Origin of the sequence: Candidatus Terasakiella magnetica (assembly GCF_900093605.1) — a bacterium.
Taxonomy (GTDB): domain Bacteria; phylum Pseudomonadota; class Alphaproteobacteria; order Rhodospirillales; family Terasakiellaceae; genus Terasakiella; species Terasakiella magnetica.
The window spans coordinates 15,459-37,891 of the sequence record NZ_FLYE01000023.1 but is presented as its reverse complement, the minus strand read 5'-3'; the positions used below and the strand labels follow the sequence as shown (position 1 = coordinate 37,891).

27 protein-coding genes are annotated in these 22,433 nt (G+C 42.2%); 12 read left to right on the top strand and 15 right to left on the bottom strand.

Going from position 1 to position 22,433, the window contains the following annotated elements; all coding sequences use genetic code 11:
• From MTBPR1_RS09390 to MTBPR1_RS09320, 15 genes are all read right to left on the bottom strand, one after another.
• Positions 1-432: a disulfide bond formation protein B gene (locus MTBPR1_RS09390; RefSeq protein ID WP_205631230.1), complete on the bottom strand. Its 432-nt coding sequence runs from the start codon at positions 430-432 to the stop codon at positions 1-3.
• Positions 420-746, bottom strand: a complete 327-nt coding sequence (locus tag MTBPR1_RS09385; RefSeq protein ID WP_276204546.1) for a cation efflux transmembrane domain-containing protein — start codon at positions 744-746, stop codon at positions 420-422. The genes MTBPR1_RS09390 and MTBPR1_RS09385 overlap by 13 nt, the downstream gene beginning before the upstream one ends.
• A 42-nt stretch (positions 747-788) precedes the next feature.
• On the bottom strand, positions 789-2,183 hold the full coding sequence (locus tag MTBPR1_RS09380) for an ATP-binding protein (RefSeq protein ID WP_069188763.1): 1,395 nt from the start codon (positions 2,181-2,183) through the stop codon (positions 789-791).
• Positions 2,180-2,902, bottom strand: coding sequence for a response regulator (locus tag MTBPR1_RS09375; RefSeq protein ID WP_069188762.1), 723 nt, complete (start codon positions 2,900-2,902; stop codon positions 2,180-2,182). The genes MTBPR1_RS09380 and MTBPR1_RS09375 overlap by 4 nt, the downstream gene beginning before the upstream one ends.
• 119 nt (positions 2,903-3,021) lie before the next feature.
• The gene (locus tag MTBPR1_RS09370) at positions 3,022-4,272 is read right to left on the bottom strand and encodes a tyrosine-type recombinase/integrase (protein WP_069188761.1); all 1,251 of its coding nucleotides are present in this window, start codon (positions 4,270-4,272) and stop codon (positions 3,022-3,024) included.
• A 508-nt stretch (positions 4,273-4,780) separates the two neighbouring features.
• Complete coding sequence (locus MTBPR1_RS09365) at positions 4,781-5,914, bottom strand: SEC-C domain-containing protein (RefSeq protein ID WP_069188760.1); 1,134 nt, start codon at positions 5,912-5,914, stop codon at positions 4,781-4,783.
• A gap of 294 nt (positions 5,915-6,208) precedes the next feature.
• A complete protein-coding gene (locus MTBPR1_RS09360) occupies positions 6,209-6,556 on the bottom strand; it encodes a hypothetical protein (RefSeq protein ID WP_069188759.1) in 348 nt (115 codons plus the stop codon).
• Positions 6,553-7,632: a site-specific integrase gene (locus tag MTBPR1_RS09355; RefSeq protein ID WP_069188758.1), complete on the bottom strand. Its 1,080-nt coding sequence runs from the start codon at positions 7,630-7,632 to the stop codon at positions 6,553-6,555. The genes MTBPR1_RS09360 and MTBPR1_RS09355 overlap by 4 nt, the downstream gene beginning before the upstream one ends.
• Positions 7,632-7,877 carry a hypothetical protein gene (locus tag MTBPR1_RS09350; protein ID WP_069188757.1) on the bottom strand — a complete coding sequence of 82 codons (246 nt, stop codon included), beginning with the start codon at positions 7,875-7,877 and terminating at the stop codon, positions 7,632-7,634. The genes MTBPR1_RS09355 and MTBPR1_RS09350 overlap by 1 nt, the downstream gene beginning before the upstream one ends.
• Before the next feature lie 85 nt (positions 7,878-7,962).
• Entirely contained in the window at positions 7,963-8,682 is a 720-nt protein-coding gene (locus MTBPR1_RS09345) for a hypothetical protein (protein ID WP_069188756.1), read from the bottom strand.
• A 213-nt stretch (positions 8,683-8,895) separates the two neighbouring features.
• The gene (locus MTBPR1_RS09340; RefSeq protein WP_069188755.1) at positions 8,896-9,321 is read right to left on the bottom strand and encodes a hypothetical protein; all 426 of its coding nucleotides are present in this window, start codon (positions 9,319-9,321) and stop codon (positions 8,896-8,898) included.
• A 4-nt stretch (positions 9,322-9,325) separates the two neighbouring features.
• Complete coding sequence (locus MTBPR1_RS09335) at positions 9,326-9,760, bottom strand: hypothetical protein (RefSeq protein WP_069188754.1); 435 nt, start codon at positions 9,758-9,760, stop codon at positions 9,326-9,328.
• A gap of 107 nt (positions 9,761-9,867) precedes the next feature.
• Positions 9,868-10,113, bottom strand: a complete 246-nt coding sequence (locus tag MTBPR1_RS09330; RefSeq protein WP_069188753.1) for a hypothetical protein — start codon at positions 10,111-10,113, stop codon at positions 9,868-9,870.
• A gap of 114 nt (positions 10,114-10,227) precedes the next feature.
• Entirely contained in the window at positions 10,228-12,171 is a 1,944-nt protein-coding gene (locus tag MTBPR1_RS09325) for a hypothetical protein (protein ID WP_069188752.1), read from the bottom strand.
• Positions 12,172-12,791: 620 nt separating this feature from the next.
• Positions 12,792-13,376, bottom strand: a complete 585-nt coding sequence (locus MTBPR1_RS09320; RefSeq protein ID WP_126465137.1) for a 4'-phosphopantetheinyl transferase family protein — start codon at positions 13,374-13,376, stop codon at positions 12,792-12,794.
• A gap of 91 nt (positions 13,377-13,467) precedes the next feature.
• On the opposite strand from MTBPR1_RS09320, the gene MTBPR1_RS09315 reads away from it, so the two are divergent.
• Genes MTBPR1_RS09315 through MTBPR1_RS09260 form a run of 12 tightly spaced genes read left to right on the top strand, consistent with a single transcriptional unit; the run spans position 13,468 to position 22,320 of the window.
• Positions 13,468-13,908 carry a hypothetical protein gene (locus MTBPR1_RS09315; protein WP_083223003.1) on the top strand — a complete coding sequence of 147 codons (441 nt, stop codon included), beginning with the start codon at positions 13,468-13,470 and terminating at the stop codon, positions 13,906-13,908.
• Between the two features lie 3 nt (positions 13,909-13,911).
• Positions 13,912-14,634: a beta-ketoacyl synthase chain length factor gene (locus MTBPR1_RS09310; protein ID WP_069188750.1), complete on the top strand. Its 723-nt coding sequence runs from the start codon at positions 13,912-13,914 to the stop codon at positions 14,632-14,634.
• Positions 14,624-15,397, top strand: coding sequence for a lysophospholipid acyltransferase family protein (locus MTBPR1_RS09305; protein WP_069188749.1), 774 nt, complete (start codon positions 14,624-14,626; stop codon positions 15,395-15,397). The genes MTBPR1_RS09310 and MTBPR1_RS09305 overlap by 11 nt, the downstream gene beginning before the upstream one ends.
• Positions 15,390-15,650: a phosphopantetheine-binding protein gene (locus MTBPR1_RS09300; protein WP_069188748.1), complete on the top strand. Its 261-nt coding sequence runs from the start codon at positions 15,390-15,392 to the stop codon at positions 15,648-15,650. The genes MTBPR1_RS09305 and MTBPR1_RS09300 overlap by 8 nt, the downstream gene beginning before the upstream one ends.
• A gap of 4 nt (positions 15,651-15,654) precedes the next feature.
• Positions 15,655-15,903 (top strand): acyl carrier protein, encoded by a 249-nt coding sequence (locus MTBPR1_RS09295; protein WP_069188747.1) that lies wholly within the window; start codon positions 15,655-15,657, stop codon positions 15,901-15,903.
• Positions 15,904-15,909: 6 nt separating this feature from the next.
• On the top strand, positions 15,910-16,494 hold the full coding sequence (locus tag MTBPR1_RS09290; RefSeq protein ID WP_069188746.1) for a COG4648 family protein: 585 nt from the start codon (positions 15,910-15,912) through the stop codon (positions 16,492-16,494).
• Positions 16,491-17,750 (top strand): AMP-binding protein, encoded by a 1,260-nt coding sequence (locus MTBPR1_RS09285; protein WP_083223001.1) that lies wholly within the window; start codon positions 16,491-16,493, stop codon positions 17,748-17,750. The genes MTBPR1_RS09290 and MTBPR1_RS09285 overlap by 4 nt, the downstream gene beginning before the upstream one ends.
• 11 nt (positions 17,751-17,761) lie before the next feature.
• Positions 17,762-18,121: an ApeI family dehydratase gene (locus MTBPR1_RS09280; protein WP_069188745.1), complete on the top strand. Its 360-nt coding sequence runs from the start codon at positions 17,762-17,764 to the stop codon at positions 18,119-18,121.
• On the top strand, positions 18,118-19,782 hold the full coding sequence (locus MTBPR1_RS09275; protein ID WP_069188744.1) for a glycosyltransferase family 2 protein: 1,665 nt from the start codon (positions 18,118-18,120) through the stop codon (positions 19,780-19,782). Before MTBPR1_RS09280 ends, MTBPR1_RS09275 begins: the two co-directional genes overlap by 4 nt.
• Positions 19,783-19,815: 33 nt before the next feature.
• Positions 19,816-21,360, top strand: a complete 1,545-nt coding sequence (locus tag MTBPR1_RS09270) for an HAL/PAL/TAL family ammonia-lyase (protein ID WP_069188743.1) — start codon at positions 19,816-19,818, stop codon at positions 21,358-21,360.
• 4 nt (positions 21,361-21,364) lie between these two features.
• On the top strand, positions 21,365-21,784 hold the full coding sequence (locus tag MTBPR1_RS09265) for an acyl-CoA thioesterase (RefSeq protein ID WP_069188742.1): 420 nt from the start codon (positions 21,365-21,367) through the stop codon (positions 21,782-21,784).
• Positions 21,769-22,320, top strand: a complete 552-nt coding sequence (locus tag MTBPR1_RS09260; RefSeq protein ID WP_069188741.1) for a LolA family protein — start codon at positions 21,769-21,771, stop codon at positions 22,318-22,320. The genes MTBPR1_RS09265 and MTBPR1_RS09260 overlap by 16 nt, the downstream gene beginning before the upstream one ends.
• The last annotated feature ends 113 nt before the right edge of the window (positions 22,321-22,433 follow it).

Below are 22,433 nucleotides of genomic sequence, written 5' to 3'. Positions count from 1 at the left end.
TTATCCTTTTTTGAATGGAATGGTTAGTAAGCCGAGAAGAGTAAGAAAGGTTAAGAGGGAAAGGTAAGGTAAAGGCAATATGCCAAACAAGATTTGCCCCTCACCTGAGCAGGATGGTCCTGCTTGAGAACAGGGTTGAGCTTCTGCTGGTACAATGCCTGCAAAAACCAAACTATGCCATGCGGCTATCAATGTGCCTATGATGATTAGGGGAAGTGCATATTTTCGACCCGCCAAGTCACCTGTATAAGAGGCCACCCCAAGAATGAGTGCCAATGGGAACATCGCAATACGTTGATACCAGCATAAAAGACAAGGCGTTTTCCCTAATACCTCTCCAATGAAGAGAGCACTTAATGTTGCCATAAGGGCAATGACCCAAGACAAAATCAGAGCATTCATTTGTTTTTTGGGAACAGCTACTTCTGACATGTTTTTGCCTCTATTTCACAGGATGGAGTTTCATTCATTTCTTTGATGGATTGCATAACGATTTGAGAGGCTGACAACAAAAACAACCCTGCCATAACACCAGCAACAGCCAAATCAGGCCATGCAGAACCCGTATAGAAAACAAGTATGGCAGCAATAAGGACAGCGACATTACCAATGGCATCATTGCGGCTACATAACCAAACCGAACGTACATTGGCATCACCGTCTTTGTAACGAACCAAGATCAGAACGCATGCCATATTGTCAACCAATGCGAGAAAACCTAAAAGCCCATAAGGGCGGGGTTTAATAACATGTGGTTACACAAAGCTGTAGAGGCACGATGACATGATTTAACGGGGGAGCAGTACTTTGGCCTCAAGGCCTCCCTCTTTTCGATTACCCAGAAGTAGTTCTCCACCATGAGCCTCAATAATTGATTGAGCAATGCTTAGACCAAGGCCAACACCCCCTGTATCTCTATTGCGTGATGCTTCACACCGATAGAAAGGTTGTAAGACTTTCTCAAGTTGGTCTTCCGGAATACCAGGGCCTTTATCAGTGATTACAATTTCAATTTCATTGTCATTCGCGCCTATTGAGACCCTTGCGCAATCGCCATATTTAATTGCATTCGATATCAGGTTGTTTACAACGCGCTTCATGCCGACAAGAGCACACTCATAGAGGATCTGTTCACCGCGTTCCAAAGAGATGTCTTTGCCCGTGTCCTCCATATCATCACATATACTTTCAACAAGTGCCGCGATATCAACATTTCTACGCTCTTCATTTTCTGACTCTTGTTTTGCAAACTCCAAGGTCAGTGAGATCATATGTTCCATATCATCTAAAGTTTCGAGCATTTTTTGGCGGTCTGTCTCATCTTCGACTAATTCAGAGCGTAATCGCATTAATGTAATGGGCGTCCGCAAGTCATGTGAAATGGCAGCCAGCATTTGTGTTCTGTTCTCAATCAGACGCTGCAATCGTCCCTGCATTTCATTAAAAGCCTTAGCCGCTTCTTGTACTTCCAATGGTCCCGTTTCTAACATTGGCTCTGCCTTTACGTCCTTACCTAATTGCCTCGCTGCATGTGCAAAGGAACGCAAAGGAACAGTCAGCCGACGAACAACCCAGATGGACAGTACGATAACGGCAACAGCCATTGATATAAGTGACATAAGTGATGTTGGTGACCAGAATGGGTTACTTTCAGGAATGTCAGTCGCAAAATTCAGCCATTTACCATCAGGAAGAGTGAATGAAACCCGCAAGGATTGATGTGCCGATATGCCATGCATTTGGTTCATCATTCGCATGTGCATCCACTGGTTGGGATTGAATTGACTCAAAAGACCACCGTCATGTGGTTTCTCAAACAGTTGTACAGACATTGGGGTTTCAGTCGACAAGCCAATTTTAAAGCGCAAAAAACGTTTTAATAATGCAAGTTGTTCGCCTTCATCTGGTTGATTGACCAACGTGCTTTCAGGGCTGATGGAAACCCGGAATGTTGGTTCGTTTAATGCTGCAACAATTCGGCCTCTCCATTCTGATGGTGTTTCAATAATGACATGGGAAACACTGGCGATACGTTGCGCCATATTGCGACCACCCAGCATGGAAAGAGATTCAGTGCGATCACCTGAATAAATCACCATGCTCAAAAAGTGAGAGACACTTAATCCGATAAGCAAAACCCAAATCGTTTGAGATGTTAATGTCTTAGGGAGAAACTTTCTCATTCTTTTGTTACTTCAGGTGTGAAGACATATCCACCACCCCAGATTGTTTTAATGAGTTCAGGGTTTTTGGCATCTTTTTCTATCTTGCGTCTCAACCGACTGACTTGCGTGTCAATACTGCGGTCAAAAGCAACTGATGCGCGCCCGCGTGCAATATCCAGTAGCTGGTCTCTATTTAAAACGCGTTGTGGCCGTTCGACCAGGGCCATAAGCAAGGTAAACTCACCTGTGCTTAGAGGAACAATGACATCATCTTTAGAATTTAATTCACGTTTCGCTGTATCAAGTTTCCATTCATCAAACAGATAATTACTGGGTGTGTCCGGTGCCGCTGCGGGGCTAGCCACATCACCCGTTCGTCGTAATACGGCTTTTATACGTGCAAGAAGTTCACGGGTTCCGAATGGTTTGGCGATGTAATCATCAGCCCCCATCTCAAGCCCAATCACACGATCAATTTCTTCACCTTTAGCTGTCAGCATAATAATTGGAATATTGGAATCTGCCCTAATATCACGACAAAGCGTTAAGCCATCATCACCCGGTAACATTAGGTCTAGAAGAATAAGATCGATACGGGCATCCGCTATGATCTTTTTCATTTCCCGACCGTCGCCGGCTGTAGAAACACGATACCCGTCCTTAGTCAGGAAACGGGAAACCAAATCTTGAATTTCTTTGTTGTCGTCTACGACAAGTATGTGCTGTGAAGTACTCATAGGTGCGATTATATCAACGTAATCGAAATCATGCGAAGATAAAAGTGTGACAGAGTTTTACAGAAGTATATTTATTGCATTTTTAACGATCTGCATTACCACAGTTGTAAGCTTTATTTTCACAAGCAGGTTAACTTCTCCACAAATACGCCCCAGGCATTAAGGGATTTTTTGCGTTCCTCTATATATAACGCTTTATTATACACACCTGCGACACCCATTTTAGCCGCTCCAGAAACATGGTTCACACAAGCTTCCACAACATGGGGTGGGGTTTTCAAATTTTCATTCATTATAGTAACCATGGTTCTACGTAAATCATGCAGTACCCAGGAAGGCATTGGTGATAGACACGCATTTTCCCGGTTTTTCGCGACCCAATCATCAACTCGTTTCTTGATTTTCCCATAGCCTGACACGGGAGTATCTCCTGTATTTGTGAAAAGTAATCCTTCATCCCCGAAAACGGGGCGATGTTTTATAATCGCAACAGCTTGTGGGGAAAGCGGAATAATATGAGGACGTTTGTTTTTTGTCCTGTGGCTTGGGATTTCCCAAGTTGGATTTCCTCCATCTATATTTTTCAGTTCATCCCGTCTCATACCTCCGACTTCTGCACGCCTTTGACCTGTTAGAAGAAGGAGTTTGAACAAGTCCCCGAACGTTCCGCCCTCTGCATCAAAGGCCGCCCAAACCAATTTGATCTCGTCTTCAGTTAAAACACGCTCCCCAATCTTTTTGGGACCCGGAGGACGAATTCGATCAGTCGGCGGATGTTCGATATAATCTTCTTCCGCACACCAGTTGAAAAACTTACGCAAATAAGCCAAACGATTATTGGCTGCCCCAGCACTCCCACGACGAACCATTTTCTCTAACAAGTTTCGAACGTCAGCTTTGGTAATCACATCGACGGGGCGGGACTGCCACGCCTTCACTTCTTTACCAAACAAGGCACGATCATATTCTCGTTTAGTTGATGGAGCGAGGCGGGGTTCGACATAACGTTTGATGAATTTCTCAGCCACCGCTTTGAATGTCTTGTTCGCTTCGGCTTCCTTTTCTTCTTTTTCAATTCTCTTGAGTTGGCGGGGATCGATACCTTTAGACGCGATATCAACAAGCTCTCCGGCTTTTGCTCGTGCATCTTTCAAGGAGAAACCAATATCATCCGTATTAACCTTGGCTCGACCAATACTAAGACGAACCACTTTCCCATAAACTCGGGTCATCACGAAATATGTGCGTGAACCAGATAATGAGAGACGAACACCAAAGGAAGGCATGGAGGTATCAAAATAGTCAACTTGCCCTTTTGGCGGGATTGGCAACTTGCCAACGGAAAGAGATGTAAGCTTTGTTTTTGGCATCCGCATGTCGCTCCATAGGTAACGCTTAGGTAACACATTTGGGTGTTTTCACCGTATTCACCTATGTTATGCAAATTTAAACAAAACTTCAATTAGTTATTTTATATCAAATACTTAGCCATACCCTATGTTCACTTATGTTCCGCTATGAGCAGATAAAAAATGATATTGAAAATCCGCGTGTCCCTGGTTCAAGTCCGGGATCGGGCACCATTTTCCTCCTTGAAAATAAAAGACTTTTTGGAATGTGTGCCTAAGCACATAGGTGCTTTTTCCTAAGTTAGACAATCGAGTTAGACACTTTTTCTGAATGCTTCTTGAGAACCTATTCTTTTTAGATTTCCAATCGATCTATAAATACTTCCATGTATTATATTTTCTCTCACTTGTCTGTTGAAATGCTCTTAGCCAGCGTCCTACCTAATGGGAATAAATATCTGCTTTTGAGCCAATTTGGAAATTCACCTCGTCCGTAGCAACGTCTGCAATTATGACGAACTGCGTTTTGCTAGGACGAAATGCGGCTTCGTGGTTGAACGTGAAACAATTTCGATGATGTAGGCAGTAGGAAGTCTACATCTAAATTAACAGCTATTGATGGAACACTGCCCATCGGATCGATGCCGTCGGCTGCAAGCTGGTCGAGCCGTTCTCTCTGTTTGTTATTCAGGGCTTGGAACCAGTCGGGATTGAAAAAGATGTTCTCAACATGCTTCATCACAAATTGAAGAAATGCTGAAGCTTGTTGATCACCCGGCAGCGCCATCAGCTGCTCTGCGATGACAAACCCCGGCGCGTCATCAGTATTCAGCCACGAAACACATATTTTCGCTCCGGATTCACCAGCGAATGAAGACACAAAAAACTGCTCAAGAAGTTCGTCTGCATACCCTTTTTGAAGCTCTCTGCCATGAAAGTCAGTAAAGGGTGACCAAGCGCCTGCAAACATGAATGGTAAAGGACCCGCAAACTCAAATATGACCGACCTTAGTGTATCGAGACGAGCATTCGCCAATGCTGTTGTCAACACATCATGCGTAACCTTTTGTTCACGTCGCGCAGCTTCATTGCCCATGTCTATTTCATTTAACATCTTCTGAAGCATTAATTGATCGAATGGTTTTAAGCCTTTGTCGGCTCCTCGCAACGTCTCGCGCAAGTGAGCTGAAGCATCTTTTCCATAGAGTTCTCTGCTCATCGTGCGATAGGCCACAGCAAGGCATTGGTCGGGTCGCCCGATAAATGCTTCATTCTCGATACATGAGAAAAGTTCTCGATCATGCTTGCTGCAAAAACCATGGAAAACCGACCCATCTCTAATACCGATCTTCTTCACGGATAACTTGCCACCGTTCTTTTTCATTTCCTGAATGCTGGTAACGTATTTCAAGACATGACCATCTTTGGCAATTTTGGCAAGGTTAGTGCCACGTGAGACGGTGTGAGCTTTGATCACGCTACCATCGCAACTTCCCAGACCGATGTCGAATGCGAAGCACTTCTTCTTTGAAAATGCCTGTCGATTTTTGTCTACAGCAGTCCATGGATTTTCCTTCGACTGCTCATCTCGGTCAAGGTGACATTTTTTAAACTTTTTACCAGAGCCGCACCAGCAAGGTGCATTTCGGTTTCTACCCTTCATCGTGCAACCTTAATGTGAATAATTTTCCAATTTCATCCATGATTTGAATGGTGAGAGCTGTCTTCTAATACAACCAACAAACAATTCTCTCAGATCATAGCCACTCATGCAATGAGTAGCATCCATCACGAAGGGGTAGAAGTCGACATTTTAGCAATACAAAGAATGACTGATATTGGGGTAATAACGTCATAAGTAAGTATTTTTCAGGTCAGCAGAAAACCCACATAATGAAAAAGCGTAAGCCCATACTTAGGGCTAACGCTTTTTTCTCAGATATCTATTATTTGATAATTAAACAACAAACCCATCAAACTCTGGCATTAATCCTGTTGTCTCTCGGACATGTCTTTCCATATTTGCTATAATATCAGCTTTGGAAATCATCTTCGTATTATCAGCTAGTTGCTGGTCAGAGAAAGTCGATACACTTCGTTCGCTGCCCAACTTCGGACCTATAACGAATATACCATTAGAATTGTTAACCTGCCCCCAACCCCAATCATCGTTCGTAGCTTCTAGAGTCAAGAATGTATCATCAGTTAATCTCTGCAGATAATATCCTGAATCCTTTCCTGTAGGCGCTACATAATAATCAAAATCGAATGTTCTCACATTCTGCGTAGCCATAACATTTGTCATTTTTTATTCCTTTCATTGTTTTTGGCTTTTTTTCTTTGTTCTTTTTCATGTTGATTCATCAGAGAAACAGCATTGTTAGCCCCTTTAGAGCGATTGGCCGTTTCCGTGTATCGTACAACCTGGCTTTCCGTTTGATGCCCAGACACAGACATCACATCTGTTGCTGTACCACCTGCTTCCACGATCATGGTTAAGATCGTGTGGCGTAAGCCGTGGAAAGTGCAGTCTTTCCCGATCAATTTTAATTCAGCTAACCTGTTTCGCTCTTTTGTAAAGTTTGCACGAAAACCATCCTCACCTGCGTATGATTTGCCACGGCGACCAACCACAATCGTATCAGCTGATTTTCTGCATGTTTCCAAAACCTTTTTCAAAGATTCAGAGAGTGGAATATCAATCTCAACTCCCGTCTTTGTGTGCGTCCAAACGATGCGTTCATCTTCTATTGCTGTCCAAGGAAGCCTTATAACGTCTTGTTCGCGTAGAGATGTTCCTACTGCCAATGCTATCGCTGTACCCATTTCAGGATAAGTGTTATCCAGAAATGCTTGTACCTCTTCAGCCTTCCAAGGCCTGTTCGCTTTCTTTTTCTTTTCTTCACGTGATTTCTTCAATTTTGGAACAGCTATCGCTGGATTATCCGTGATATGGCCGTGCGGAATTCCCCAATTGAATAATGTTGTCAGGTAAGTCTTCACGCGGTTTGCACGATCCTTTGTGCGTTTCTTGGCAATATGATCACGGATTGCGGTTATGTGCGGCGCCGTTAATTCGGCTAAGACAAGGCCTTTGACTTTATCCAAATCTTTTGAATAACTGCGATAATCTTTCTGAGTACGTGGTGCTAATGCCCCAAACTCCAAAGACATTTGATATTCTTGTAACAGGGCACCAAGCGTCCCTTTTTTAATTATAGGCCCTTTCTCACCCGCAGCTTTACGAATATCTTGAACTTCTATCGCAAATTCAGGAGTTCCATAGGGGGCATAAATTCGCGTATTGGTTTTACGGTCATAATAATAACGCTTACCTTTACTTACGAAGGTCTTGATGCCTTTGATGTGAAATTTGACCATTAGTTAAGCATCCCTTCAATCAGCGAGCTATTCGTATTTTTGGAAGTACCTTGTTTTAAAAACTCAACCCATGCTTTTAGGTCGTCACGATGATAACGAACCGTTTTCTCGCTAAGATATATTTTTTCAACAGGGTCAAGGTCACGAAACATATTTGACGATATTCCAATGTATCGTGACGCTTCCTCTATATTTAAAAGCAAGGGCCAATCTGGCAGTTCGTCTAGTGCTAATTTTTGAGCCATAATAAAATTCCTTAAAAATAAATTCGTAATAAAAATCTGTGCGTAACTGCGTAACGCGATAACAATCCGTTACGCTGTTACGGCGTTATTTCTTTGTTGATGAAGAGCGTCGTGGTGCTGTTGGTTTGGGGAAGCTCTCGTAGACATCAAGACGTCCTAGAAGGCGTTCAACTTCCTTCTCTGCTTTGTCTTTTCCTGAAACTTGTTCCTTCAAGATATCAACTTCACTTTCCAAACTCTGAACTGTGACTGTTAGCTGCTGTCTTTCTTCATTTCCTGACGAGATCGCTTCAGATTGTTCTTCAACTTGTTTGCGAAGGTCGTCATTTTCGATATGAAGGCGCTTGATGCGTTCTTCATATTCAGCAGCTGCAAGTCCAACACTCTGATTCATCTGAGCAAATGCTTTAGTATTTTGCTCTTTAATAGCCTCAGCTGCAGCAAACCGAACTTCTTTCAATGACGCAGCGTATGTTTCAGCGAGTTGCTCAAACTTTTCAGTAACCTGAAGAGGGAGCACCGCTTCTAGAAGATTTTCTTCATCAATTTTCTTCTGAGCATTTAGCTTCTGAATAATCTGAACAAGTGATTTAACCGCAACGCCTAGTTGCTTATTTTCACCAGCTGAAATTCCTTCATCTTTCAGTACTGATCGAATAGAACGAACCGAAATTAGGTTTTCATCGAAGCTAAGTTTCTCAGCGCCGTAAACGATATGCTTGATTTGTTCATGCGGAAGTGCTAAACACTTCTCATGATTTTCTTTGTTCAACATATCAATTATCGTTTTTGTTGAATGGGGCATAGTGGGAGTTTCCTTTCCTTATGTGTGGTTCTAAGGAAAAGGCTCGTAATTCCATTTTTTGGAATCGCACACGCCACTTTTTTTGCACAAACCAACTAACTCATTGAAAACAAAGAAAACATTTTTTTGTTTTTTTCTTCATAATATTTGACTGCTGTTACCATCACAAATGGCACGCATACTTTTGTATGCATGCGCGCCATTAAAGGGAATTCAGTAAAAGACATCCAGCACACCGAAATATCTTCCTAATCGCCAACAATTGAGTGTTGCACACATATGTAGAAGTAAATTCTGGGGAGGTTCAGATGTCGTGATGTTTGAAATGTTGTAAATGCTACCTGATAGAGTTCGGACTTTAGACAAGTCTAGTGAAGCAGAAACTATTCTGGAAGTTGCATAAGCACTTTTCAGTGATACGTGTTCTCCGAGCACATGAATATCTTTCTTCTCTTTCTCAGAGTCAGGATACCAAATGAGCTCAATTAAATAAGATGGTCTGATCTCTCCGCGTAGTTGACCATCCAATCGACGGTCAACCATTGCTTTTAATTTTCCGATATCCGTAATACTAAGTGTAAGTTCATCTTTGTGCTGAGTAATTACGTCAGACAAAGTCTTTGGGATTTGTAACTCCATCTCTCTACAGCTCCTGGACTTTAGATGAAGCCTTTAAAAGAAGGTCTTCTGTAACACTGACATATGTGATCTTGTCCTCAACAGGCCCAACGGCTAAAACGAGCGTGTTAACCTTATTGTCTTGCTGCTCAGTGATAAAAACTGTCGTGTAAAGGTGTCGTTTCTTCAATGAAGCTACCATCCTCTTATATTGGTCAACATTATCTCCCCTATTCTGAATAATTGAAGACATGACACCCAAAATTGATTTGCACCTTTCATTATCGACTGTGATAAAGGTCGTTTCATCTCTGTCGATCTCTCCAATCAAAACCTGTTCAACTTTAAAAAGCTTGATGATCGTGATCAAATTAACGAGTGACGTCACAGGGCGTACATATCGATGAAACTTCTTACACGTATGGATGGGTGAAGTTTCATTTTGAGTTGTAGCAAACATATTTGACTCCTTTGCTTGCAAGTTAAAAACTTTTGGAATCAATATTTTATGTAGTCTTTTCTTTTATTATTTTTCCGTTCGTGAGTGTTCTTACCGAATAGAAACACTTACGAACTTTCACTTTCTTCTGTGCTCTCTATAAATTTTGACATAGGTGGAGGGGAATATTTTATCCGCTGTAAAGTATCGATAACTTCAATCAGGCGATGTGCAGGAATTGAATTCCTCTTAACCCATTTTCGCACCCCACTTTCAGAGATGTCATAACCGCATTTTTTCAATTTCAAATGCGCCTTGTATGGGCCATCAAGTTCATTAATTAGTTTTGACACATTGATATTCGTTTTATTCATTCTGTTGATCTCATTTGTTTGAGATCGACCTAGCCCCGTGAACAACGAAAGGAAGGAAGTAAAAAGAAAAAGGCCCGTTTGATAACGAGCCTTTAATCTTCACTAATCAAAAAATCACTGTTGTGTGGACGGAGTGATTAAATTGGATATCTGCTGATCGTGATCGTGAGGATTGAAACGGTGATATGCCCTTCGAACCATCTTTTCACTATCTAACAACTGAGCTGCTGCTAAATCATAACGACCTGTTGCTTTAATAATCGCAACAGCTTGTACTTTCCTAATCCAATGACCGTATTCTCCTTGCCACTGAGCAGCGTCTTGATCAAGAAATACTCCTTGCGGTGCATATATTTGGGTCAGTTTAAACAAATGATTTCGTATGGTGTTCGTAAGAGGCTGCTTTAATGCATCACCTTCTCTGTGCTCAAGACGAATAGGAAACAATGCGTGTGACCCCTTTTGCGCTCCATGTACCTTTGGTCGCCAGACTTCTAGCCATTCGCGTATAATCGTATTGTAAGGCTCAGAAAATTCCGTCGTAATACCGCTCAACAAAATATTTTGAGGCAAATACCTTTCATTCTTCAAATAATTAGCAGGAGTATTGAAACGTAGTTTTCCTGATACCGGATCAAGAATGAGATTATCCACTGTCAAGCGAGCTGTTGTGGCACAACGAAATGGCCTCTGTATATGAAGTGCAAGAAGTGCGATATCATATTCAAGTATCAACCGCTGACCTGTTCCAGTTGCATATGATTTACGTCGTTGGATCATATTATCGAGCATGTCATATAGATACTGCATTGGATTATCCAACCTTAGAATTGGTTCAATGCGCATCAACGGATCTAATTTCGGATCTTTAGGGAGTTTAGCTTTTGCAGCTAGCCAATCTGTTTTCATCTGGCATAGGTTCTCGTATGCCTCTTCAATCCATTTCATTGGTATATTTACAGGTACAAGTGCAGGCTTTTGACGTAAGTAACCTTCTTCTGCCTCACGACCTGCGACAGTAACTAATGTTGATGCAATATGAAACATCGCTTCAATTACTGAATTCGCTTCATTCCCGTTATTACGACGGGTTGTAAAGTTCCAATAATCATTTAGCAATTCAGGGTCAGCAATCATATACAACCTGAGTTCTTCCACAGGGATGCCAGCAGATAAAAGAAATCCATAATACTTGGATAATGCATAGGAACAGGCATTGGCCCGACCGGCCAGATTGCCCCTGTCATTAATAGGGTCCTTCCAACTCTGCCTGGAATTTCTTTTCAGGTCCTTTAATCGTAAAACAGACTGTCTCGCAGTTTTATAGAAATAGTAGTCCGCAAACTCAGCATTCAATGGGGTTGACAATAATTGTGCCTTACCCTTTTTAACTCGTACACGTTCAGTATTATATTTACTTAACATGCTCTCAGTAATGAAGGGCCGAGCATAACCATATTTCGTTATGCCATACTCCTCGTTGCTCGCATTACCGCGACCAGAAGTTCTCTTTAGAAGTTTACGTTGTACAGGTAAGTGCTTGGTCAGGATTTCCGCCTGCAAGCCAGCATCCATAGCTATTTGGGACAGTTTGTTTCTATTTACTTCTGTCCCTCTTGGTGAACGAAGGCCTCGTAACCAGTTATATACTGTATGCCCATATCTCACTCTCATTTTAGAAACATAATTCTGGCCAAAAATACGTTCCATGGCGATATGGAGCCCTCCACAAAAGGTTTGTATATCATGGTCACTATGCAAAATGCCTGCTGTAGCTTCGATAAGTTGTAAACGAACCCTAAGCAGTAAAGTTGGATAGTTCTTATGGTACTTGGAAGGCACAAGGCTTTTGAAATGGTCTCGGGCTTCTTCTTCAGATTTTGCTGCAACAATCAGTTCATCTGGAATTGTTACATGATAGTGACTTTCATCCCCTTTTTTACCACTTGCTATGCCCAAATTGGTTAGCACGCAGTTCACAGCAGAACGTTCTTGCGCGGAGATACTTTCAATCAAATTCTCAATTTTCACATCATCAATTTCTACGATATTCAGCATATTTAAATCCTTTTCTTCATTTATGCTTTTGTTTGAAATGTTTTTTTGGCAAATTCCCTATAGCACTAGGAAAACTGCCATTTATGACTGATTTCTTATTCATAAATCGCGGTCATAATTCAAAATGACTAATTATGACTGCGATCACTTTTTCTTCAGTCTTGATGCTCTATATGAGAATGTGATGTTTAAAAGGCGTTAACCCGATCCGCATGAAGATCGGGGTCATGAAGATGGATATCAGGGTGGACAGATTAGTTTTGGACGGATGGAAAGTTTCCGTATTTAACCCCAACTGGGGTTTTGTGTTTTGTTCGATCATTTGAATAAAACATATAGGAAATCGTCAATAGTGTGGCTTGGGCACTAACAAACGCAGGTATTACCGTTTGTTTTCCTTTTTTCTTATTTTTTAATGCTTTGTATAATTTTAGGCTTTCAACTGAATCGGCATCACGTGTTGTTTAAAAACTAACATTATGCCTGCACTAAATGGCTATAATAAGTTCGATACTGATATCAAAACTCTACGTTTACAACATTTCTTCATTGTTCATTCACAGAACCAAAATAAACCTTTTCAATCTTGCCCCTTTGTTCGAAGTGTTCTTTCACATCTTTTACAAGCAATATACTGAAGTGACGTAATCCCCAATCATGATCGTCCTAAAGCTGTAACTGTTACCAGAATCATATGCCAGTGAGATTGCTTGATAAATCGAATCAGCTTGTGAAAAATCAACACCGACCCCTTTTGCTTTTCCATAGGCCTCGTTCAAAGTCCAAAATTTATATGCACTTATTTCACTGCCTTTAAAGCTTGAATAAAGCTTATGAACCAATGTTGTTATATCTCTATTGGCTTTTATATATTCTGAATCAACACCTACAGGGCAATGATCACTTAAAACCGCACAAACGAAATCATTTGAATGGCTGATAGATACCCATAATGGCATTGATTGCAGGTGACTACGAATTAATGGCTCTCCATTTTCACCAACTATGATTTTTAGATCACATTCAGTCGTTGCCCAAAAACAAGAATAAAGCATCCTGACAAGGCACCGTCCTGCAAGGCTTTGTTCTTGGCGCTGCTTTTTCTTAAATTTCAATGCGTAATCATAATCTTCCTGTGCGCACCATTTCTCAATAAACTCATGGGTCGTCGGGTCAGAGAGAGATAAGTATGACATTTTTAGCATGGTGACTTTTTAACATGCTGCTTAAATATACCAAAACATAAACGATATCTGGCTTGACCAATACAGCTTAAACAGGTTTATTGTGAAGACTATGGATATTATTGGGGGAACATTCTTTATTATGGCTAATTTCATTAAACGCAGTGGGCTGGTCGTTGTAGCCTGTTTAATTCTCAGTGGTTGCTTTGGGCGTGTTCAACCTGTTTATTCAGTGTTTAGTCATCCTGTACCTTCCTCTGCTGAATTTATGTCTCTAAGAGAAATTAGTGAAGTCATTGAGCTTTCAGCCATGAACCGTAAATGGCTTGTAGAAGAGCAATACCCCGGCTTGTTAAAGCTAACATTCCGCAAAAAAACACATGTAGCTGTTATTGAAGTTACGTTTGACCAATCAAGTTATTCAATTAAGTATTTGAATAGTGTCGATCTCTTATATAACGGCAGCCGTATCCATCGAAATTATAATCGATGGGTTGCAAATTTAGAAAAAGACATTGAAATGAATTTGCAAAAATCTGCGATGAATCGATAACAAATGTCAGCTGCATTTAACGTTTCAAACTGGTCTGCTTGGGGGCCAAGTCTTGAAACCTGCCAAAAATGGATGTCGTCACAGGATATTTCAGAAACACTGAAAAAAAACGACGACGTACCGGATGTGAAAGACCTCCCCATGATGCTGCGCAGACGTTTGAGCCGTCTTGGACGCATGGTCATGCGCGTAACACATGATTTAGATGCCGTGGAAAGCATTCCTATGGTTTTTTCATCACGTTATGGAGAAAGTGCGCAAACTGTAAAAATGCTTAGGTCCTTATCACAAAAAGAACCTTTGTCCCCCGCAAACTTCAGTATGTCAGTCCATAATGGATTAGCTGGCCTATTTTCAATTACATCAAAAAATATACAACCCCATACGGCTGTTTCTGCCGGGCCCGCTAGCTTCTGCAATGCTTTATTAGAAGCTGGCACCATGTTGCAGCTTAATCCAGAAACACCCGTCTTGTTGGTCCATTATGATGAACCCCTACCAGATTTTTATGAGGGATTCTGTGATGAGACAGTCAAACCAATGGCTATGGCTTTAGTTATACAACAGAGCGATTCAGAACAAATTTCATATTCCGTATCTAAAGCTGATGGAAATGGAAACAAAGAGGATGCGGCTTTAAATTTTATGGACGGCTTCTTAAAGAAAAAGAGAAACTGGTTTTGGAGTGATGGGCGTACTCAATGGAATTTTCAACATGTTAAATAAACTCAATTATTTCCAGCGCTTAGTATTCACAGGTCTTGCCTTCGCCTCATTTAGCCTTGGTGGGTTATTATTAACATTAACTGTTTTCCCTGCGATTTCCATTTTTTCAAAAACTGAAGAAAAACGTATTAATCGTACCCGAAGAATGGTTCACTTCTGTTTTAGGTTCTTTGTCTTTATGCTGCGCATAACAGGAATTCTTAACTGTGATGTTTATGATAGAGAACGCTTAAAAGACGATAAGGGGCGACTTATTGTTGCAAACCATCCGACACTTCTGGACGTTGTTTTTTTAATTTCCATGCTGCCAAAAGCCCAATGCATTGTGAAACATGAATTATGGGATAGTAAATATCTTGGTGGTGTGATGAGAGCTGCAGGATATATTCGCAATGATGGAAACCCCGAAGCCTTATTTGAACAATGTAAGCAAGCCATCGAACAAGGCCATGACATTGTGATATTCCCTGAAGGAACACGTAGTGTCCCCGGAAAAGACCTGAAATTCCAGAGAGGTTTTGCCAATATTGCAGCCCTTGTGCCCTGTGATATTCAACCCATTACAATCTCTTGCTTGCCCCCTAGCTTGGCTAAAGGACAAAAATGGTATGAAATCCCACCAAAAAAAATGCAATTCAACTTTTGGGTTGAAGAACAACTAGACATTCAGGCATATATAGGCCATCAACCGAGATCAAAAGTGGTCAGAAAACTGACCCGAGATTTAGAACAACATTTCAGCGGAAAAGTCTCTCATGGATGAATTAGAACTCGAACTTAAAAAGCTCATCATAGAAGCTTTAAACCTCGAAGACCTTGAACCAGAAGAGATTGAAAGTAGCGAACGCCTGTTCGTAGAAGGCCTCGGCCTGGATTCCATTGATGCCCTTGAATTGGGCATGGAAATTCAGAAAAAATACGGCATCAAAATCAATTCTGAGACTGAGAATATAAAGACGCATTTTGCCTCAGTTGCAAATCTTGCAAAATTCATTTCATCTGAGAAGGAGGGCTAAAACCATGTTAAGCCGTGAAGAAATTTCAGATAAGTTGAATGAATATTTACAGGATCTTTTTGAAGTCCCTGCTGAAGACATCACCCCTGATGCAAAACTCTTTGAAGATTTGGATCTTGATAGTATCGACGCCGTTGACCTTGTAGTGAAGCTTCAAGAACTCACAGGTAAGAAAATCCCACCGGAAGAATTCAAAACCGTTCGCACCGTTAATGATATTATTGAGCGTGTACACAGTCTTGTGTCCGAATAAGGCCGAATGAAACCACCCATCAAATTTAAACCGCTCATGGTTCTCGCCAGTGTTATTGGTGTGGCCTACCCGTTTGCGGTTTATTTTGGGCTTCAGGTTTTTACCCCTTTAGCCATTTCTATGGGATTAATGGTTTTCCTAGGGTTTCGCATTGTGCTGCAATGGCATGATAAAAAAGAAACCATACATCTTGTTTCCTTAGGCCTGACCATTTGTGTTGTTGGCATACTCGCCTTTGTTGACAGCATGCTGGCTGTAAAATCCTACCCCATCGCCTTATGTTTAAGCTTGGCAGCTGTCTTTGGATATTCCCTTATTCATTCTCCAACCATCATTGAGCGTTTTGCCCGAATGATGGAGCCTGACCTAAACGAAAGTGGTGTACGCTACACCCGAAACGTCACAATTATCTGGATCATTTTCTTTATCCTAAATGCCTGCATCTCACTTTGGACGGCTTTATATACAGGTTTAGAAACATGGACATTTTACAACGGGTTTTTATCTTACATCTTCATGGGCTGCCTTTTTGCAGTTGAGTTTGTTGTGCGCCAATTTGTGAAGAAAAAACATGTGGGAACACATTCATGATTTCTCTGTCTCAACTTCTCCTCAATGATCTTGAAAACCAGATCACCAATGACATCACCTTCGTACAATTTAAGAACGATGTTGCCCATAACGCCTCCCAGCTTTCAGGCCAGAGCGTTATCTTATTCGAAGATAGCAGCTATACCTTTGCTGTGGGCCTTATGGCTGCTTTACATGCAGGGTGCAGGGTTTCTCTGCCGCCAAATGCACAGCCCGGAACATTAGAAAAACTGGACGGACATCGCCTTGTTCTTGAATTAGGACAACAGACTGATTTTGACTTTCAGCCCCTTGATATAAACAACTGCATCCTTGATTTTTTCACATCAGGTTCAACAGGGGAAGCCAAATGTATCCGCAAAACATTACGACAAATTGAGAATGAGATAACAGTGCTGGAAGATACTTTCGGGGAGCAGTTAGGGAGCTCAATCGCACTCGCGACAGTTTCTCACCAACATATCTACGGGATGTTATTTAAAGTCTTATGGCCCTTATCTGCAGGGCGCCCATTTTATGATGAGATGTTTGAGTATTGGGAAAATCTTGTTCCAAAAATTTGTGAAGACAGCTTCATTATCTCTAGCCCCGCACATCTGACCCGTTATCCTGTATTAGACATTGAAGCATCACCAAAGATGATCTTTTCATCCGGTGGTCCGCTCCCCATTGATGCAGCCATTGAGACACAAAACCTTCTCTCAAAAACACCCATGGAAGTCTTCGGCAGTACGGAAACTGGTGGAATTGCTTATCGACAACAAACCGATGAAGCCACCCCATGGACACCCTTTAGTGCCATTGATGTTCGAAGCGATGATTATGGTGTTTTATCCATCCGTTCACCCTACCTTGGAGATGATCATTGGTATGAGATGAGTGATAAGGTTGAATTCCTAGAAAATGATAAATTCCTATTAAAAGGACGTATTGACCGGATCGTTAAAGTCGAAGGTAAACGTGTTTCCTTGCCCGAGGTGGAAGCCGTTGCCTTACAATCTCCCTATGTTAAAGAAGCTGCTGCTTTAATTTCGGATGATGCAAGACAGTCTTTATCTTGTGTCATTGTCCTAACGCCTGAAGGTCAAGTTCAACTGGATGAAATCGGTGAGTTTCGGATGGGGCGTCTGTTACGAACAGAGATGCGCAATGACCTAGACCAAGTCGCCTTACCCAGACGCTGGCGGTTTGTTGCAAAAATACCTGTGAATTCTCAAGGTAAACGCTTGATGGCTGACCTGCTTTCTTTATATTAGGCTTCATGCAAATGTGGAAAGAAAGCAAACAAGAACCGGATATTCTGGCAGAGCGCCACCAAGGCACGCTTATTGAGCTAGACCTATGCCCGCAATCTGACCTTTTCCAGTTCCAGGGCCATTTCCCAGAACAACCAATCTTACCGGGTGTGGGGCAATTGGATTGGGCTGTTCGCTTTGCCACAGATCGTTTTTCTCTAACACAAACCATTGCTGAAATTTCTCAACTGAAATTCCGAGATCTCATGTTGCCAGAAGTTCAAATCACTTTGAAACTCGATCTCCAGAAAGAAAAGAACAGGGTTGTATTTTCCTATACCTCTGGTGAGAAGACCTTCTCCTCCGGCATTATTAAGCTATCCGACCAATGAGTGTTAAATTCTGCGCCATTATCCCTAGCCACAATCATTATCTTGTCATAGAAAATGTTGCAAACGGTTTGCGCGAAAAAGGCCTACCCGTTTTTATCATTGATGATGGAAGTACTGAGCCCACCAAATCAACCATTGCAGCCCTGCATAACCCTGATGAAAATATTATCGTTAAACGGTTTGATGAAAACCAAGGCAAGGGCTGTGCCGTCATTGAAGGGTTTCGTATCGCTTTTGAGGCAGGCTACAGCCACGCCGTTCAGGTGGATGCAGACGGGCAACATGATGCCTCAGCCCTTCCCACACTGTTAGGCCTTGCAAAGGACCACCCTGAGGCACTGATATCTGGTCAACCCATCTATGATGAAACCATCCCGAAATCACGCAAAATCGCCAGATGGTTCACTCATGTCTGGGTGTGGATTGAGACACTTTCATTTCAGATTAAAGACAGTATGTGCGGTTATCGTGTTTATCCCCTTAAACAAAGCCTTGCAGTTAGTGATGAAGAAACCATTGGCCAGCGCATGGATTTTGATACAGAAATCATGGTGCGCCTGTTTTGGCGTGGCATCCCCACCATCATGACGCCAGTGAAAGTCACCTACCCTGAAAACAACACCTCAAACTTTGATATTGTCGCCGATAATATCCGCATTACAAAAATGCACACCCGTCTTGTTTTCAATATGCTCTATCGCCTTCCAAGCGTATTGAAAAATCGCCCCAAGAAACCTCAAATCGCCTCCAAATGGGCGACCATAGATGAGCGTGGTATGACATGGGGGCTAAAATTCCTCGCCACCACTTATAAGGCCTTGGGCTATAACGTTTGTTGGTGGATCATGCAGCCAATTTTATTATATTTCTTCCTAACAGGTGGCGTACAGCGCCAAGCCTCTAAACGGTATTTTGAGAAGATATACGCCCTACAAGGCAGGAAAGATAAACCCGGGTTGCTTCAATTATGGTCACACACCAGATCTTTTGGGCGAATGGCCTTGGATAAATTTTCAGCATGGATGGGTAAGGTAGAAATCAAAGATTTGATCATCCCGAATGAAAAAGAGTTTGATCAGGTGATTAAATCAGACAAAGGCGTATTGGTTTTCACCTCTCATCTTGGCAATGTCGAAATTTGTCGTGCACTTTCAAAAAGGCGCAGCAAAATTAAGATTACAGTCTTTGCCCATACCCAACATGCGGTGAAGTTCAATCAAATCCTTGCGGACTATAATCCAGATGCCACTTTGGATGTTGTTCAGGTCAATGACATGGGGCCCGCAACCGCCATAGAGCTTCAAGAACGCCTTGATCGGGGTGAATGGGTCGTGATTGCAGGAGATCGAACACCTGTTGAAGGACAAAAACGCCTGTCATACATCCCGTTTCTTGGCAAAGAGGCCCCTTTTTCTCAAGGCCCAATGATTTTAGCATCCCTTTTGAAATGTCCGGTTTTTTCCCTTCATTGCATGAAAGAAAGGGATAAGTTCCGTATCATTTTTGAAAAAATCTCTGATCAAATCATACTCCCCCGCAAGACCCGTGACGAAGCATTAACCACAGAGATCACCAAGTATGTACATATTTTGGAACGCAACTGTAGAGAATATCCTCTACAGTGGTACAACTTTTTTGACTTTTGGGCTGAAGATCAATAAACCTAACAGCGAATAATTTTTTAAGAGAATATAATGCTCCATATGCCTGTTATTACGTTTGGCGAAACGCCAGTTTCTATTGAAGACATCCATGCCTTAGCAATGGGGCGCGCCCAAAGTCAGGTTTCTGATGATCCAGCTTTTATAAATAAAATCTCAGCCGGTGCAGACTTCCTAAGTGGTGTTCTTGAAAAAACAGGTGTTCTTTACGGTATTACAACGGGCTATGGCGACAGTTGCACACGTGGCGTTCCAGAAGAACTTGTGCATGAACTACCTATTCACCTGTCTCGCTTTCACGGTGTTGGACTTGGTAAAAACCTAAGCCCTGAACAATCGCGCGCGGTCGTTGCCGTTCGCTTGGCATCCCTGACAAAAGGTATGTCTGGTGTCTCCATGGACCTCATGAGGCAGCTTGAACTGTTATTAGAACATGACATCGCCCCAGTCATCCCGGAAGAAGGTTCTGTTGGTGCCAGTGGTGATTTAACACCTCTCTCATATGTAGCTGCTGTTCTTATTGGTGAGCGTGACGTTTTCTATAAGGGGGAGCGCCGCAGCACAAAAGATGTTTATGAAGAACTTAACATCAAACCGTTAGTGATGCGCCCCAAAGAAGCCTTGGCTATTATGAATGGCACAGCAGTCATGACAGCCATGGCTGTTTTTGCTTTTCAACGTGCGGACTATCTTGCGCGACTATGTTCTCGCCTAACAACCTTGACCTCAATCGGCTTGCTTGGAAATCCAGAGCATTTTGATGAAGTTCTATTCTCTGCCAAACCACACCCTGGTCAGGCCGAAATTGCCAAACGTGTGCGCGAAGATTTAGATGGCGGTGTGAGTGAAGAGCCACTTCATCGCCTACAAGATAGATATTCTGTTCGCTGCGCCCCACATGTGATAGGCGTGTTGCAAGACATGTTACCAACATTCAGGCAAATCATTGAGACCGAGATCAACAGCGCCAATGACAATCCTATCATTGATGTGGAAAATGAACGTGTCCTTCATGGCGGGCATTTCTATGGCGGACATATCGGTTTTGTCATGGATAGCCTAAAGAACCTTGTGGCAAATCTTGCTGATTTGGTTGATCGCCAAATGGCATCGCTGGTGGATGTGAAATTCAATAACGGCCTGCCTTCTAATCTATCTGGTGCTGAAGGTGAACGGGCCCCGATTAACCATGGTTTGAAAGCCTTGCAAATTGGTGTATCAGCATGGACTGCAGAAGCATTAAAAAACACAATGCCCGCCAGTGTGTTCTCGCGTTCAACAGAATGTCACAACCAAGATAAAGTGAGTATGGGTACTATTGCTGCGCGCGATTGCTTGCGTGTTCTCGAATTAACAGAACAGGCTGTTGTTGGGCATATGCTGGCGTGTTGCCAGGCCCTTCGTCTTCGTGTGCGCCAAGGTGATTTCAGTTTTGACAAACTTACAAATGAGGTGGCTGACTTCCAGAAATCTTTAGAAGCCGATATCCCGTTTGTTAATGAGGATGAACCTTTAGAAGATGTCTTAAAGCTTTTATTAAACCGTATTTCAAACCAACATTGGTCCTTATACGAGTAAGCATATGATTTCTGCATCTGTTCAAATCCAAGCACAATTTTACCATCTAGACCCTATGGAAGTAGTCTGGCATGGCAATTACGTTCGCTTTTTTGAACAAGCACGCTGTGCACTATTGGATAAGATTGACTACAACTATCCTCAGATGCGCGACAGTGGCTATATGTGGCCTGTTGTTGATATGCGGGTGAAATTTGTACGTCCTGTCACCTTCGCACAGAACATCAATGTGGAAGCCACCATCGCGGAATATGAAAACCGCCTCAAAATCAATTATCTGATCACAGACGTTGAAACAGGTGGGAAAATAACAAAAGGCTTTACCATTCAGGTCGCTGTTGATGGTGAAACTCAAGAAATGCTTTATGAAAGCCCAGCCATCCTCTTTAAAAAGATTAAGGAGGCAACATGCGCTTCCTCATAATCATTGCTTTTCTTTTTATGTCTTCAATGACTCAAGCTCAAGAACGCCCCATCAAGCTGAAAGAAAACGAAGCATTAAGTGGGACCTTTTCTCAAAAGAGATTTTTGTCCGGCTTTGATCACCCCATTACATCTGAGGGTGAGTTTTATTTTGAGAAAACCAAAGGACTTATCTGGAAGACCTCCAGCCCTTTTGAGACAGAATTACGAATTAACAAAACAGGTATGAGCCAAAGTGTTGGCGGACAGGCAACAATAGAGGTTTCAACAAGCCAATTCCCGGCTTTGAAAACATTACACGATGTTCTGTCCCTATCCATGCAAGGCCAATGGGGTCTTCTGGAAGAAAAATTCGAGGCAAAGCTCACACCTCTTGAAACAGGTTGGTCCTTATCATTTCAAGCGCCAAAAGATGCCCCCTTCAAATCAATTTACCTTAAAGGCGCGAAACATCTAAAAAAACTGATCATTGTTAAGCCGGAAGGTGACAAGGATGTGATTAACTTTAATAACCAAACCGTCTTACAGGTGGAATAATGAGACGGCTAGGGACAATCACATGGGCACTGGTTCTCTTGCTCTGTCTTTTTATAATAGGTCTACGGTTTCAGAACACGCTTCCTATTGAAACAGACTTCTTGTCCTTGTTA

Excerpts from the sequence above, each read along its gene's own strand:
- MTBPR1_RS09345 (WP_069188756.1), bottom strand. The coding sequence starts at position 8,682 with ATGCCCCATTCAACAAAAACGATAATTGATATGTTGAACAAAGAAAAT.
- MTBPR1_RS09285 (WP_083223001.1), top strand. The coding sequence starts at position 16,491 with ATGATTTCTCTGTCTCAACTTCTCCTCAATGATCTTGAAAACCAGATC.
- MTBPR1_RS09295 (WP_069188747.1), top strand. The coding sequence starts at position 15,655 with ATGTTAAGCCGTGAAGAAATTTCAGATAAGTTGAATGAATATTTACAG.
- MTBPR1_RS09280 (WP_069188745.1), top strand. The coding sequence starts at position 17,762 with ATGTGGAAAGAAAGCAAACAAGAACCGGATATTCTGGCAGAGCGCCAC.
- MTBPR1_RS09390 (WP_205631230.1), bottom strand. The coding sequence starts at position 432 with ATGTCAGAAGTAGCTGTTCCCAAAAAACAAATGAATGCTCTGATTTTG.
- MTBPR1_RS09265 (WP_069188742.1), top strand. The coding sequence starts at position 21,365 with ATGATTTCTGCATCTGTTCAAATCCAAGCACAATTTTACCATCTAGAC.
- MTBPR1_RS09300 (WP_069188748.1), top strand. The coding sequence starts at position 15,390 with ATGGATGAATTAGAACTCGAACTTAAAAAGCTCATCATAGAAGCTTTA.
- MTBPR1_RS09350 (WP_069188757.1), bottom strand. The coding sequence starts at position 7,877 with ATGGCTCAAAAATTAGCACTAGACGAACTGCCAGATTGGCCCTTGCTT.
- MTBPR1_RS09310 (WP_069188750.1), top strand. The coding sequence starts at position 13,912 with ATGTCAGCTGCATTTAACGTTTCAAACTGGTCTGCTTGGGGGCCAAGT.
- MTBPR1_RS09375 (WP_069188762.1), bottom strand. The coding sequence starts at position 2,902 with ATGAGTACTTCACAGCACATACTTGTCGTAGACGACAACAAAGAAATT.
- MTBPR1_RS09340 (WP_069188755.1), bottom strand. The coding sequence starts at position 9,321 with ATGGAGTTACAAATCCCAAAGACTTTGTCTGACGTAATTACTCAGCAC.
- MTBPR1_RS09325 (WP_069188752.1), bottom strand. The coding sequence starts at position 12,171 with ATGCTGAATATCGTAGAAATTGATGATGTGAAAATTGAGAATTTGATT.
- MTBPR1_RS09305 (WP_069188749.1), top strand. The coding sequence starts at position 14,624 with ATGTTAAATAAACTCAATTATTTCCAGCGCTTAGTATTCACAGGTCTT.
- MTBPR1_RS09315 (WP_083223003.1), top strand. The coding sequence starts at position 13,468 with ATGGATATTATTGGGGGAACATTCTTTATTATGGCTAATTTCATTAAA.
- MTBPR1_RS09355 (WP_069188758.1), bottom strand. The coding sequence starts at position 7,632 with ATGGTCAAATTTCACATCAAAGGCATCAAGACCTTCGTAAGTAAAGGT.
- MTBPR1_RS09330 (WP_069188753.1), bottom strand. The coding sequence starts at position 10,113 with ATGAATAAAACGAATATCAATGTGTCAAAACTAATTAATGAACTTGAT.
- MTBPR1_RS09275 (WP_069188744.1), top strand. The coding sequence starts at position 18,118 with ATGAGTGTTAAATTCTGCGCCATTATCCCTAGCCACAATCATTATCTT.
- MTBPR1_RS09290 (WP_069188746.1), top strand. The coding sequence starts at position 15,910 with ATGAAACCACCCATCAAATTTAAACCGCTCATGGTTCTCGCCAGTGTT.
- MTBPR1_RS09260 (WP_069188741.1), top strand. The coding sequence starts at position 21,769 with ATGCGCTTCCTCATAATCATTGCTTTTCTTTTTATGTCTTCAATGACT.
- MTBPR1_RS09270 (WP_069188743.1), top strand. The coding sequence starts at position 19,816 with ATGCTCCATATGCCTGTTATTACGTTTGGCGAAACGCCAGTTTCTATT.
- MTBPR1_RS09365 (WP_069188760.1), bottom strand. The coding sequence starts at position 5,914 with ATGAAGGGTAGAAACCGAAATGCACCTTGCTGGTGCGGCTCTGGTAAA.
- MTBPR1_RS09370 (WP_069188761.1), bottom strand. The coding sequence starts at position 4,272 with ATGCCAAAAACAAAGCTTACATCTCTTTCCGTTGGCAAGTTGCCAATC.
- MTBPR1_RS09320 (WP_126465137.1), bottom strand. The coding sequence starts at position 13,376 with ATGCTAAAAATGTCATACTTATCTCTCTCTGACCCGACGACCCATGAG.
- MTBPR1_RS09380 (WP_069188763.1), bottom strand. The coding sequence starts at position 2,183 with ATGAGAAAGTTTCTCCCTAAGACATTAACATCTCAAACGATTTGGGTT.
- MTBPR1_RS09335 (WP_069188754.1), bottom strand. The coding sequence starts at position 9,760 with ATGTTTGCTACAACTCAAAATGAAACTTCACCCATCCATACGTGTAAG.
- MTBPR1_RS09360 (WP_069188759.1), bottom strand. The coding sequence starts at position 6,556 with ATGACAAATGTTATGGCTACGCAGAATGTGAGAACATTCGATTTTGAT.